At 61.7% G+C, this 14,186-nt stretch carries 8 protein-coding genes; 5 read left to right on the plus strand and 3 right to left on the minus strand.

All coding sequences use genetic code 11. From position 1 onward, the window contains the following. Positions 1-46: 46 nt before the first annotated feature. From katG to AAFM31_RS12260, 3 genes are all read left to right on the plus strand, one after another. Positions 47-2,257 (plus strand): catalase/peroxidase HPI, encoded by a 2,211-nt coding sequence (gene katG / locus AAFM31_RS12250; protein ID WP_341708218.1) that lies wholly within the window; start codon positions 47-49, stop codon positions 2,255-2,257. 467 nt (positions 2,258-2,724) lie between these two features. Next, positions 2,725-4,719: a carboxylesterase family protein gene (locus AAFM31_RS12255; protein WP_341708219.1), complete on the plus strand. Its 1,995-nt coding sequence runs from the start codon at positions 2,725-2,727 to the stop codon at positions 4,717-4,719. Positions 4,720-4,815: 96 nt separating this feature from the next. After that, the gene (locus tag AAFM31_RS12260) at positions 4,816-6,837 is read left to right on the plus strand and encodes a carboxylesterase family protein (RefSeq protein ID WP_341708220.1); all 2,022 of its coding nucleotides are present in this window, start codon (positions 4,816-4,818) and stop codon (positions 6,835-6,837) included. Positions 6,838-7,258: 421 nt separating this feature from the next. On the opposite strand, the gene AAFM31_RS12265 is transcribed toward AAFM31_RS12260, so the two are convergent. The 3 genes from AAFM31_RS12265 to AAFM31_RS12275 form a co-directional block, all read right to left on the minus strand. After that, positions 7,259-8,278: a CNNM domain-containing protein gene (locus AAFM31_RS12265; RefSeq protein WP_341708221.1), complete on the minus strand. Its 1,020-nt coding sequence runs from the start codon at positions 8,276-8,278 to the stop codon at positions 7,259-7,261. A 171-nt stretch (positions 8,279-8,449) separates the two neighbouring features. Further along, on the minus strand, positions 8,450-8,884 hold the full coding sequence (locus tag AAFM31_RS12270) for a hypothetical protein (protein ID WP_341708222.1): 435 nt from the start codon (positions 8,882-8,884) through the stop codon (positions 8,450-8,452). 35 nt (positions 8,885-8,919) lie between these two features. Then, entirely contained in the window at positions 8,920-11,052 is a 2,133-nt protein-coding gene (locus AAFM31_RS12275) for a 4Fe-4S binding protein (RefSeq protein ID WP_341708223.1), read from the minus strand. Positions 11,053-11,270: 218 nt separating this feature from the next. Between AAFM31_RS12275 and ercA the strand changes: the two genes are divergently transcribed. Beyond that, positions 11,271-12,434: an alcohol dehydrogenase-like regulatory protein ErcA gene (gene ercA / locus AAFM31_RS12280; RefSeq protein ID WP_341708224.1), complete on the plus strand. Its 1,164-nt coding sequence runs from the start codon at positions 11,271-11,273 to the stop codon at positions 12,432-12,434. Further along, positions 12,418-14,163 (plus strand): NahK/ErcS family hybrid sensor histidine kinase/response regulator, encoded by a 1,746-nt coding sequence (locus tag AAFM31_RS12285; protein WP_341708225.1) that lies wholly within the window; start codon positions 12,418-12,420, stop codon positions 14,161-14,163. The genes ercA and AAFM31_RS12285 overlap by 17 nt, the downstream gene beginning before the upstream one ends. Positions 14,164-14,186 lie beyond the last annotated feature (23 nt).

Consider the following 14,186-nt stretch of genomic DNA (forward strand, 5'->3'; position numbering starts at 1 on the left):
AAGGCCTGTGCGAATAAAGCACCCTACACCTGAAGCGGAGATTGACATGACTGACAACAAGACTGGCGGATGCCCGGTGATGCATGGTTCCAATACCAAGCTGACCGGCCGTGGCACCATGAATAAGGACTGGTGGCCAAACCAGCTCAATCTGGCCATTCTGCACCAGCACAATCCCAAATCTGACCCGATGGGCGGCGATTTCGATTACGCGGCCGAATTCAAGAAGCTCGACCTTGCAGCGGTCAAGAAAGACCTGGCCGCAGTTATGACCGATTCCCAGGACTGGTGGCCGGCCGATTACGGTCACTACGGGCCGTTCATGATTCGTATGGCCTGGCACGCTGCCGGGACATACCGTACCGCCGATGGCCGTGGTGGCGCTTCCACCGGCAACCAGCGTTTCGCCCCGCTCAACAGCTGGCCGGACAACGGCAATCTCGACAAGGCCCGTCGCCTGCTGTGGCCGTTGAAGAAGAAGTACGGCAACAAGCTGTCCTGGGCTGATCTCTACATTCTTGCGGGTAACGTCGCGCTGGAAACCATGGGCTTCAAGACCTTCGGCTTCGGCGGCGGTCGCGCTGACATCTGGGCACCGGAAGAAGACATCTACTGGGGCGCCGAGACCGAGTGGCTGGCCACCAGCGACAAACCGAACAGTCGCTACTCCGGTGACCGTGATCTGGAAAACCCGCTGGCAGCCGTACAAATGGGTCTGATCTACGTCAACCCGGAAGGCCCGGACGGTAACCCCGATCCGCTGCTGTCCGCCCGCGACATCCGCGAAACCTTCGCCCGCATGGCGATGAACGACTACGAAACCGTAGCCCTCACCGCCGGTGGTCACACCTTCGGTAAGGCACACGGTGCCGGTGATGCGGCCTGCGTCGGCCCTGAGCCGGAAGCGGCACCGATTGAAGCCATGGGCTTCGGCTGGCTGAGCAGCCACGGCAGTGGCAAGGGCAGTGATGCCATCACCAGCGGCATCGAAGGTGCCTGGACGCCGAACCCGACCCAGTGGGACATGGGCTACTTCGACGTGCTGTTCGGCTACGAGTGGGAACTGACCAAGAGCCCGGCCGGCGCCCATCAGTGGCAGGCCAAAGGCCTGGCAGAAAAGGATCACGCACCAGATGCAGAAAATGCCGCCAAACGCGTCGGCATCATGATGACCACCGCCGATATGGCGATGCGCGAGGATCCCGAGTACCGCAAGATCGCCGAGCACTTCCACAAGAACCCGGACGAGTTTGCTGATGCCTTTGCCCGCGCTTGGTTCAAGCTGACGCACCGCGACATGGGGCCGAAGGTACGTTACCTGGGCAGTGAAGTTCCGGCTGAGGAGCTGATCTGGCAAGACCCGGTTCCGGCGGTGGATCACCCGCTGATCGACGCGCAGGACATCACCGCACTGAAGGCCAAACTGCTGGCCTCCGGCTTGAGCGTTGCCGAGCTGGTGTCGACTGCCTGGGCGTCGGCTTCGACCTACCGCGATTCCGACAAGCGTGGTGGTGCCAACGGGGCACGCATTCGTTTGGCGCCGCAGAAGGATTGGGAGGCCAATCAGCCGCAGCAACTGGCCAAGGTGCTCAAGGTCCTCGAAGGTATTCAGGCGGATTTCAACGCCGCCGGTGCCAAGAAGGTGTCGCTGGCTGACCTGATCGTGCTGGGTGGTGCTGCCGCTATCGAGAAGGCGGCGCAGGATGCCGGTCAGAGCATCTCTGTACCGTTCGCTCCGGGCCGCACCGATGCGACTGCCGAGCAGACCGATGCCGAATCCTTCGAGCCGCTCAAGCCCGAGGCCGATGGCTTCCGCAACTACCGCCGGACCAAGTTCACCGTCCCTGACGAGGAAATGCTGGTCGACAAGGCGCAGCTGCTGGGTCTGAGTGCGCCGGAGATGACCGTACTGGTCGGTGGCCTGCGGGTATTGGGCGCCAATCATGGCGGCAGCAAGCACGGCGTGTTTACCAGCACCCCGGGCGCGCTGACCAACGACTTCTTCGTCAATCTGGTCGATATGAGCACGGCCTGGGTTCCCACCTCTGCTGATGCAGACGTGTTTGAAGGTCGTTGCCGCAACACCGGCGCGGTGAAGTGGACCGGCACGCGGGTCGATCTGGTATTCGGGTCCAACTCGCAGCTGCGGGCACTGGCCGAAGCCTACGCTCAGGATGATGCCAAGGCGAAGTTCGTCACTGACTTCGTTGCTGCCTGGAACAAGGTGATGAACGCCGATCGCTTCGACTTGGCTTGATTACCTCGGGTTTTAACCCCTCCTGACCCACGGGCGCCGCAAGGCGCCCGTGGCGTTTCTGCGCTGTGCCGCAAGCCCATCACATTGGTGAATACCGTTACACAGGAAACAATGTGACTGTTCGGGCGCCGATTTATGTCTCGCGCGGCTCCTCCTGTGAACACGTTCTTGCGAGTTATCGGTATGTGTCGGAGCGGGGAGGGGCTCCCCGCAGGCCCCTGTTTTTATTTAAAAAAGAATGAATGTTCAGTCATTTTAAGGTTGTCAATTGTCTGCTCCAGCAGCGGCGGCAGTGCCTGAGACGTAGTGAGTTTGTGTCGCGGAATGAGTGTCTGTCTCGCGCGGAATGATCATTCATTTTTTCGTTGTATGCCCTTGCTCACCTGCCTATGCTCGTTCCGATCAGACCTGTGACTGCCAAGTCACGGCGGATCTGACTCCATCACAAGAACAAAAAGGAGCGCTGCATGAAAACCGGTATTGCACATTCCCCCTTGCGCCTCAGCTACCTGAGCGCCTCCCTTATGATGCTGGCGCTGCCGCTGGCCGGCTGCCTTGGTGGCGGTGGCGGCGGTAGTGACGATGGCCGCCGCACTGGCACCTTTGTTGACAGCCCGGTGGCCGGTCTTGATTTCAGTGCGGGCAGCCAAACTGGCACAACCAGTGATACCGGCACCTTCAGCTACCGCGCCGGTGAAACGGTTACCTTCTCGATTGGTGATCTGGTGCTGGGCAGTGCAGGCGGCGCCGAGGTCATGACGCCGCTGAGCATCATCCAGGGCGCGACCGATGCGTCTGATCGGCGGGTCAACAACCTGCTCATTCTGCTGCAGTCGCTGGATGCCGATGGCAACCTGAACAACGGTATCCAGATTACCGAGCAGATTCGCACCGAGGTTTCCCTCGCCGCGGCAGGCATCAACTTTGACCAGCCGGTGGCCGACTTTCGCACGGCCATTGGCGGTCTGATCGGCGACTTGGAGAGTGCGGGTGCGTTTTCCGACACCGATCCGCGTGAGCGCAAGGTGGTAGCGGCCGACGACGCGCGCGAGCATTTCAGCCGCTCCACCGGCGAGCGCATGGTGGTGACCACTACCGGGGGCGAGCTGCGTGGCTTCGAGGCCAACGACACCACCTGGCAGTTCCTGGGTGTGCCCTATGCCAAACCGCCGCTGGGCGAACTGCGCTGGCGCGCGCCGCAGCCGGCTGAGCCGTGGGAAGGCGTGCGCGATGCGGTGGCCTGGAGTGATCAGGCGGCGCAGAACGCAGCGTTGGAGCGCTTCGGCGAGGGCGGCATGAGTGAAGATTCGCTGTACCTCAATATCACCATGCCCAAGGACGCCGACAATCTGCCGGTGATGGTCTGGTTCCACGGCGGTGGCTTTACCGCACTGACCAGCAACACCATCCCGTTCAACAACCCGGAAGCGGTTGCCAGCAAAGGCGTGGTGCAGGTGTCGGTCAATCACCGATTGGGCGCCTTCGGCTATCTGGCGCACCCGGCCCTGACTGCCGAGAGCAGCTACGGCGGTTCCGGTAACTACGGTCAGATGGATCTGATCATGGCGCTGCAATGGGTGCAGGACAACATTGAGGCCTTCGGCGGTAATCCGGATAACGTCACCATCTTTGGCGAGTCTGGCGGTGGCCGCAAGGTGTTGTCGCTGATGGCGTCGCCGCAGGCGGCCGGGCTGTTCCATCGCGCGATCAGCCAAAGCGGCACCCTGCGTCCGGATACACGCTCGCTGGCCGATGGTGAGGCCCTTGGCCTGACTGTTCAGGAGCGCATGGGGGCCTCGTCGCTGGCCGAGATGCGTGAAGCAACCTGGCAGGAGGTCACTGCGGCCGCGACCGGTGCGGAGTACACCAACATCGACAACTATTACCTGCCGGTGTCCGAGCGAGCGCTGTTCGAGACCGATCAGGATAACGACGTGCCCTTTATGTTCAGCGTCAACACCAACGACACCGAGGAACCCACCTACACCGCCATCAATGTGTTCCCCTGGATGGCACCACTGAAAGCCCAGCCGATGTACGCGACCCTGTTTGCCCATCAGCCTGCCGGCTGGCGCGCCCGGGGTATGCAGGCCTATCACGCGGCGGAACTGGCCTATCTGTTCAACATGCCGTCTAGCGTGGTTACCCACTATCAACTCGGGCTGGTATTGGATCCGGCAACCGGCAGTCCGCTGGTAATCGGTGATTTGAACGAGAACGGCGTCAGCGGTTCGCGCGGTGACCCGGCAGACATCATGACCTCTGCCGGTTTTGATGCCACTGACGAGCAAGTGATCGATCGGATGATGACCATCTGGACCAACTTCGCCAGAACCGGCAATCCCAGCATCGACGGTGATATCAGCTATCCGACCTACGACGCGACCTCCGAAGCCTATGTCGAACTGACCGGGATCGCCGAAGCCAAGTTGTACCTGGGCGACGCGCTCAGCGACGACTGAGCCTCGGCACGGGTAAATCAATCGCAGGTTCGTTATTGACCCACCGGCTGCAGGTGCAGCCCGGTGTGGTCCTCAACATGCAACAGGGAGTAGCACATGGTTAGTTCAAAATTGCGCGGCCCCGCGCGTGCAGCTGTGCTGGGCGCTGGCTTGACCCCACTGTTTCTGGCGTTAACCGGTTGCCTGGGCGGCGGCGGGGGATCTGATGGTGACGCCAGCCGCAGCGGTGTGTTTGTTGACAGCCCGGTTGCCGGGCTGGACTACCAGGGCAGCCGAACGCCAGCCGGGCAGACCGACGCGCAGGGCGGCTTCCGTTACCGTGCGGATGAGACCATCCGCTTTTTCATCGGCGATCTGGAGCTGGGTTCGGCAGTCGGGGCGGCGCAGCTGACACCATTGAGTATTGTTGCTGGCGCGGAGTCAGTGACTGATCAGCGCGTCACCAATATGCTGATTCTGCTGCAAAGTATTGATGCTGACGGCAATCTGAATAACGGCATTCAGATCACCCACGAGATTCGTCAGGAAGTGTCGTTCAACGCCGGCAATATCAACTTTGATCAGTCCAGCGCCGACTTTCGCACCAGTCTGACGGCGATGCTGGAGCGGCTGGATGAGGTCGGCGCGTTTACCGACACCGACCCGCGTGCCCGCACGGTGGTCGATGCGGCCGATGCACAAGCGCACTTTCAGCGTTCCGCCGGCCCGCGGGTAGAGGTGGAGACGACTGGCGGCACCCTGCGCGGCTTTGAGGCCAGTGCATCGACCTGGCAGTTCCTCGGCGTGCCTTACGCCAAACCGCCGTTGGGTGAGCTGCGCTGGCGTCCGCCGCAGCCGCCGGAGCCGTGGGAGGGTGTGCGCGAAGCGACCTCCTGGGCAGACCAGTCGGCCCAGGATTACACCCTGGAGCGGGTTAATGAAGGCGGCATGAGCGAAGACTCGCTCTACCTCAACATCACCGCACCCAAGGACGCCGAAGGGCTGCCGGTGATGGTCTGGTTCCACGGTGGCTCGTTCGCCATCCTTTCGGCCAACTCGCCGCAGTACAACAACCCCAACGGGCTAGTCACCAAGGGTGTGGTGCAGGTGAGCGTCAACCACCGGCTGGGGCCATTCGGCTACATCGCCCATCCGCTGTTGAGCGCAGAAAGTGGTTACGGCGGTTCCGGTAACTACGGCCAGATGGATCTGGTCATGGCGCTGGAATGGATTCAGGACAACATCGCTGCCTTTGGCGGAGACCCGGACAACGTCACCATCTTTGGTCAGTCCGGCGGCGGCGGCAAGGTCTACTCGTTGATGAACTCACCGCAGGCGGTGGGGCTGTTCCACAAGGCAATCGTGCAGAGCGGCGTTGCGCCGCTGGAGACCGATAGCTCACCTGCCGATTCGCTGGCCGTTTCCGAGGCCATTGGTGCCGCGCTGTTCCAACGGGCGGGGGTAACGACGCTGGAACAGGCGCGGGCGCTGCCATGGACCGCGTTTGCCAAAGCGGATCTGGATAACAACATCCCGCGGCAGACCTATCGGCCGAACTCCGACAACTACTATCTGCCGAACACCTACTACCAGAATGTTCAGCAGGGCATGCCGAGTGATGTGCCGCTGATGGCCGGGGTGACCAACGGTGACTACACCACCATCCGGGGTGCCTTGCCGATCTGGCTGCAGCAACGCAGTGCCGACTACCAGTCCAATCAGTACATCTATCGCTTCAGTCGGGTACCACCGGGCTGGGATGATCTGGGTCTGAGCAGCTGCCACGGCTGCGAGCTGCCGTACCTGTTCAACTACCCGGCCGGCATGGTGCAGAACTATCTGCTGGGGCTGGTGCTGACCGATAGCTACACCCGACCGGTGATTGGTGATCTCAACAGCAACGGCATATCAGGCACCCAGGGCGATCCGGCTGACATCTACGCCTCCATGCGTTGGGGGGCTCAGGATGTGGCCATGGCTGACTTGCTGATGACCCAGTGGAGCAACTTTGCCCGCACCGGTGACCCGAGCACGGCGTCGCTGGAGTGGACGCCTTACAGCCTGGCAAATGATGCCCTGATGGAGCATGGCAACGACGGTGTTGCCGCAATGACCACCGGAGTCGCTGAAAGTCCCTGATCCTGATCGTCGTGCGTGGGCTGCGATAGCAGCCGTTATGGCCAAGTGGCCTGAACCGGTGCCTGCGATGGTGGGCACCGGTTTTTTTTGTGTTCGGAAGATCGGCGGTGCACCGTCTCTTGCGGTTTACCATCTCACGCTTGCGCTATTGCTGTGTCAGCCTTTCGCCTTCACGGCGAGCCAAGGGCACCCGGCTACGCGGCCCTGCGGGTTCGCTGCGTTGCTCGGCTTGGCAGGGGCCGTCAGAACTCGGCTCTGCGAGCCTCAGACAGGCTGCCGTCCTGTTTCCTGCCAACCCTGCGCTACTCGCCCGCGTAAACGGGGCGAAACCCTGGGTGCGCACTCCACCTGCTGAGCAGTCGGCAGAAGGACTTGGCGCAACAGCCAGGAGCTTCGTTTCGGAATGCCAGGATTCACTGACTTACCCAGCTGCCTTCAGCCGGTGCTCCCACAGTCTGCGTGCCAGACGACGCATGTTGGGGATCTCGTCGGTTTCATCGAGGATCGGCCGGCCGATCAGCGTCTCGATGATGTCTTCCATGGTCAGCAGACCACACCAACTGCCAAACTCGTCGTAGACCAGACACAGGTGCTGCTTCTCGTTGAGCATCTGGGTCATCAGTACCTCGATATTCTGGCTGTCTTGCACCACCTTGACCGGTTTCATCAGGCTGGAAATGGCGATGTCGCGATTGTCGCTGGCCAGCAAATCAACCCGAAACAGCACGCCGAGCGGTGTTTCCTGTTCATCCAGCACCGGATAACGCGAGAACTGGCCGTGCTGCACCCGGGTGCGAGCATCGGCGACGGTGAGCGACGGGCTCAGTACTTCACTGACGGTACGCGGGGTCATGACGTCGCGGGCGCGGATGGTGTGCAGATCCAGCACGTTGCTGATCATCCGTTGCTCGTCCTCGTCCAGCGACTTGAGTTCCTGACCGAGCGCAGCCAGTGCCTTGATCTCGGCGCGCAGGTCGTGCTCCGGGGCCTTGCCGCCGAGGCTGCGGGTGACCAGATCAGACATCAGGATGAACGGCTTGAGAAGCAGGATAAGGCTGTTGAGGATGCCGGGCATGACCGGTGCAAGGGCCGGCCAGTAGCGCGCGCCCAGGGTCTTGGGCAGGATCTCCGAGCCGAGCAGAATCAGCAGCGTCATGATTGCCGAGGCGATACCAAGATAGCCATCGCCGAACACCAGAGTCACCTGCGCACCGACACCGGTGGCGCCAACAGTGTGGGCGACGGTATTCAGGGTCAGGATGGCGGCCAGCGGCTGGTCGACATTTTCCTTCAGCTGCTTGAGCTGCGGGTAGAGTCTTGGGCGTTCGGTTTTCTGCCGGGCGATGAAACTCGGTGTCATCGACAGCAGTGCAGCTTCAAGGATGGAACAGATGAAGGAAACCAGAATGGAGAGGACAGCAAACGCTATCAGAAGGGACATGGGGATCTTGTGTGGCCAATGATGTGCGAAGTATACGACCGGCCGATCCCGGCTCAATGGCCTGGCTGATTCAGGATGTTTCAGACTGTGCGGCAGGCTGGGGGGCGGCCGCTTTTGTCGCTTGGTGCGGGCCCGGTCGGACGCGCGGCGCGATCCGACCGGGTGTTTAACCTATGCGGCCGCGCTGTTGGCCGCGAACAGCGCCTCGAAGGTATCCATGTCGAGTGCGGCGATGACGTTCTGCTGGTCATCGAGAATCTCGTACATGACGCCTTCGGTGCCGCGGATGCTGAACAGCACCAGCGTAGCGCCATCGCCGCCACATTCGCGGTGTGGCGTGGTGTCGGGCTGGCTGATGGTATAGCTGCCGGTGGGGCGTTTTTCCTTCAGTTCGCCGTTGGCATGGAACAGCTGATGCTCACCACGGATGACAAAGGTGTGGTTCACCGCGCAGTGGCGGTGCAGCACGATCGGGTCGTGGGCGTGGAAGTGGAATAGGACGTCGACCAGTTGGTTGGGGCGGTCGACACTGAGAATGCTGTAATCGAAGTTTTCGAAGCCCGGCAGTTGGTGCCAGCGGATGTGGTTCAGATCAAGAGAGTGCATGGTTACGTCCTTTTGTTGTTGTGCTGCTGCGGTTATCAGTTCTGTGGCATCCAGTCACTGACAATGATGTTGTTGGCACGCTCGGCGCGCGCCGCCTGTTTGCGGGCGCTGATCTGCGCGACGCATTGATCTTCGTTGTTGAGGATCACGATGCACTCCAGGCACTGGATGCACTCGTCGTAGTCGATGGCGCCGCTGCGCTTGATGGCGCCGATCTCGCACTTGTTGTGGCAGTGTTGGCAGGGCTTGCCGCAGGCGTCGATGCGGGTCAGCCAGGAGAACAGGCGCAACCGGCCGAGGATCGCCAGACCGGCGCCCAGCGGGCAGACGTAGCGGCAATAGAATTTGTGCACGAACAGGCCGATGCCCAGTAATAGCACTGCGTACAGCACGAACGGCCAGCTGCGCACGAACACCAGCGTGATCGAGGTCTTGAAGGGCTCGACCTCGGCCAGCCGTTCGGCCAGCGTCAGTGAGTAGAACGCGGTGGGTATCAGGCTGATCAGAATCAGGTATTTCAGCCATTGCAGTCGGTGGTGCCAGCGCTCGCTGATCTTCCACTGACGCAGGTGCAGTTTCTTCGCCAGCCAGCCGACCATCTCCTGCAGCGCGCCGAAGGGGCACAGCCAGCCGCAGAACAGGCCGCGGCCCCAGAGAAACAGGCTGATAAAGGTGAAGGTCCAGAGAATGAAAATCACCGGGTCCATCAGGAACACCGTGATGTCGAAGCCATGCCAGAGCGCGAGCAGCAGGGTGAAGATGTTGACCACCGAGAGCTGGCCCTGGGCGTAGAAACCGATGAACAGCAGGGTAAACAGCAGGAAGCCTCCGCGTAGCAGGTGGAAGCCTCGGGCCTGCTGACTGACGCGGTGCTGCCGCACGAACACCACGCTCACGAGCACCAGCGAGGCCAGCAGCACGGCGATCTGCCAGGCGCGCTGTTGCCACATCTGCAGCCAGATTGGCGCCGGGGCGGCAACCGTGCTGACCTCCTGCAGTTCGAACAGATCCGGCTCCAGCGTCAGCGCCTGTTCAAAGTGGCTTTGCCGCTCGCTCAGCGGGTTACGGCGCAGGGTGACGTTGAGTTGCAGGGCGGCCGAGTCGACCGGGTTGAAGGCAGCGTGGGTCTTGATGCGGAAGATATTGGCCTGCCAGTCACCCGCTGGTGCGTCCAGCAACGGCAGCAGGATGCCGTTATTAAAGTTCATGTCATGCAGCTCAATCGCCTTGCCGTGCTGCAGCAAGTTGATGCGACTGGGCGCAGTGGCGGGAATGAAGTCGTCAGGCACGTGCGGGTACTGCCCGCGTGAGAGCACCAGCAGCGCCTGCTCGCCAGCCAACAGCTCGCTCTGCAGGCGACTGAATACCTCATCACCGAGCAGATTGCGGCCGGTCATTGGCGTGTTCAGGTAAGCGAAATACAGCTCGCTGAACGGCAGGTCGGTGTCGTCAGAAAAGCCCGGATACAGCGTCAGACTATTGCCCAGCGCCGCTTCCACGGTGGCGGTATCCAGCTGCCAGTGCTGCAGCAGGCCGCGTGCCTGAAGCTGTTGCCAATCGAGTGGCTCGAACAGCTCGGCGCGCGCGACGGCCTGCGGCCCCTGAGCAAAATCCGGCAATAGCGCGCGGGCAACGGTCATCGCCGATTGCAGTACCGTTTCGTTGAGGATGACCACGGACACGGTCGCCTTGCTGACCCCATCGATATAGCCCACGGCGTCGCCATCCACGCTGCCACCGTGGGTGCTGCCAACCACGATGGGCGTGGCGATATTGCGGCCAGCGTACTGGCCGGCGAAGTCGAACAGCGCCTGCTCGCCCAAGCCGTGCAGAAACACTGGCTCATGGTGCTCCAGTACGGTGACGCCGGTCAGCTTGCCCTCTGGCGTCATGCCGATCAGCAGGCGGATCGGCTTGCCGGAAAAGCCCTGCAAGCTGGAGTAGTCGGTCGACTCAAAGGCGTAGCCGAGCAACTGGTCCAGCTGAAAGGCCTGGTAGACGGGTGGCGTGCCCTGCTTTTCGATCAGCCGGGTGGCACTGGGGAACAACTGCTGTACCGCGGGCTGCCACTCATGCACAGGCTGGCTCTCGGCGCGCAGGGCGGAGCCAAGCAAGCACAGCAGGCAGATCAGCAGGAGCTGCTGAAGCGTTGGGCGACGCACAGACATGGCGACTCATCCTTGTTGTTGTACTGCCATGCTGGCGAGCGCAGGGGCCAGCGAACCATCCAACTTAGGGTCTGAGCCGTTGCTACTTCAGTCTTAGTTCGCCGCCTTGCGGCTTATAAAAGGGGCGGCTTTGGGGTAGTCTGCCGGAACCGCCTGCGCAGCTCTGCAACAGCCCTTGCGAGCACGCAGCATTACAACAACAACGCGGATGCCCAAGCATGTCCTACGATGTCAGCCAGCTGCGCAAGTTCGTGACGCCCGAGATCATTTTCGGTGCAGGATCGCGCAAAACCGTCGCCAATTACGCCTCTACCTTCGGTGCCCGCAAGGTGCTGCTGGTGTCCGATCCGGGGGTTCAGGCGGCCGGCTGGGTGGTCGATGTCGAGCAGAGTCTGATGGAGCAGGGCATCGAATATGTGCTGTTCACCCAAGTCTCCGCCAACCCGCGCACCGAAGAGGTGATGCACGGCGCCGAGGTCTACCGCGCCGCCGGTTGCAACGTGATCGTCGCCATTGGCGGCGGCAGTCCGATCGATTGCGCCAAGGCGATTGGTATCGCCGTTGCCCATGATCGGCATATCCTCGAATTCGAAGGCGTGGATACCATCCGCGCGCCCATCCCGCCGCTGATCTGCATCCCGACCACGGCGGGCACCTCGGCTGACGTGTCGCAATTCGTCATCATTTCCGATCAGCAGGAGAAGGTGAAGTTCTCGATCATCAGCAAAGCGGTGGTGCCGGACGTGTCGTTGATCGACCCGGAAACCACCTCGACCATGGACACTTTCCTGTCCGCCTGCACCGGTATCGATGCCATGGTGCACGCCATTGAGGCCTTCGTTTCGACCGGCAGCGGGCCGATGACCGACGCCCATGCACTTGAGGCAATGCGGCTGCTCAACGGGAATCTGGTGCAGATGATCCAGAACCCGCAGGACATCGCCCTGCGTGAGCAGATCATGCTCGGCAGCCTGCAGGCCGGCTTGGCGTTTTCCAACGCCATTCTCGGTGCGGTACACGCCATGTCGCACAGCCTTGGCGGTTTTCTCGATCTGCCGCACGGGCTGTGTAATGCGATCCTGGTTGAGCATGTGGTGGCGTTCAATTTCGATGCGGCGCCGGAGCGCTTCAAGGTCATCGCCAACACCCTGGGCATCGATACGCGCGGTATGACCACGCCGCAGGTACGTCAGCGGCTGGTGCAGCATCTGATTGATCTCAAACAGGCGATGGGCTTCCACCAGGGCCTGCGCATGCACGGGGTTAATACCAGCGATCTGCGTACCCTGTCGCTGCACGCGATGGATGACCCGTGCATCCTCACCAACCCGCGCGAATCCAGCTTGCAGGACGTTGAGGTGGTCTATGCAGAAGCCCTCTGATCCGCGCCGTGAGGTGCTGACAGGGCTGCTTGGGCTGGGTTCGCAGTCGTCGCGCAAGAGTTATTACCCTGAGCTGTTGGCGCGCTTGGAAGAACTGGAAGAGGAACGCAACCGCTACAAGTGGCTATTCGAAAACGCGCTGCACGGGATCTTTCAGGCCAGTCTCGAAGATGGTCTGCGGGCGGCCAACAAGTCGTTGGCGCGGATGTTGGGATATGGGTCGGTCAGTGCGCTGGTCAGTGCCCGCTGCTCGCTGGCTGAACAGTTCTTTATCGGTGGCGAGGAAGAGTTTCAGCGTATCCGCCATCAGTTGCTGCGCAAAGGTGAGATAAGCGGCTATGAGACCCGGTTGCGCCGGGCTGACGGCAGCTTGCTGGATGTGCGCATGAATATTCAGCTGCGCCCCGATGCGGCTGATCATGTGATTGAAGCCTTTGTTGCCGATGTGACCGAACGCAAGCAGGCTCAGCTGGCGATGCAGCAACTGAACGACGAGTTGGAGCAGCGCGTCCAGCAGCGCACCCGTGAGCTGGAAGCCCTTAACGAAAGTCTGCGTTACGAGATCATTGAGCACGAGCGTACCCAGGGAGAACTGCGCAAGGCGCGGGATGCCGCCGAGCAGGCCAATCGCAGCAAGGATCGTTATCTGGCGGCCGCCAGTCATGACCTGTTGCAGCCGCTTAACGCTGCACGGCTGCTGATCTCCACGCTGCGCGAGGCGCCGCTGGAGGAGAGCGCCGGGCTACTGGTCGAGCGCTCGCACACGGCGCTGGAAAGCGCCGAGGATATGCTCAGCGATCTGCTGGATATCTCGCGGCTGGACCAGCCCAACCTGCAACCGGATTACAGCGACTGCGTGGTGGCCGATGTGCTGGAGCCTCTGCTCAGTGAGTTCGATGGTGTTGCCGAGGCCGCCGGGGTGGCGTTGCGCGGCCGGGTCAGCGGGCATGTGGTGCACACCGATTACCGTCTGCTCAGCCGGATCCTGCGTAACTTCATCAGTAATGCCATTCGCTACACCGAGCGGGGTGGCGTGCTGGTCGGCTGTCGGGTGCGTGGCAGCGAGCTGAGCATTCAGGTGTGGGACACCGGCCGCGGCATTGCCCGCGGTGATTTTCAGCGAATCTTTCAGGAGTTCAATCAGCTCGACGCTGGCAAGGCCAGTCAACGCCGCGGCGTTGGTCTGGGGCTGGCGATTGTCGACCGTATCGCGCGGCTGCTGAATGCCCGAGTCGAGGTGCAGTCACGTCTGGGTCGCGGCTCGATGTTCGCGGTCAGCATTCCGTTGGCAGTCGCGGGTCAGCGTCGCCAAGACAGCGCCTCAACCCAGCTGCTCAGCTCGCTGGATGTTCCGCTGCATGGCCGGCGCTTGCTGGTGCTGGACAACGAGCAGATGATTTTGCAAAGCATGCGCGGGCTGCTGGAACAGTGGGGCGCCGAGGTGCTGACCGCGGTCGATCTGGAGCAGGCGCAGGCGTTACTTGGTGATCAGCCACCGGATGCGTTGCTGGTCGACTTTCACCTTGATGGCGGGCGCACCGGTGGTGAGGCCGTGGCAGCGCTGCGCGCCCAGTTTGCCTGCCAGCTGCCGGCGATCATGATCACCGCCGACCGCAGCGAAACCTGCCGGCAGGTGGCCCGCGAGCTGGACATCATGGTCCTCAACAAACCGCTCAAGGCCGGCAAGCTGCGCGCTATTCTCGGCAAGCTGCTCAGCAATAGCGACTAGACTGGGTAGCAGCCGACCTTGTG

This window comes from Halopseudomonas sp. (assembly GCF_038130085.1).
Lineage (GTDB): Bacteria > Pseudomonadota > Gammaproteobacteria > Pseudomonadales > Pseudomonadaceae > Halopseudomonas.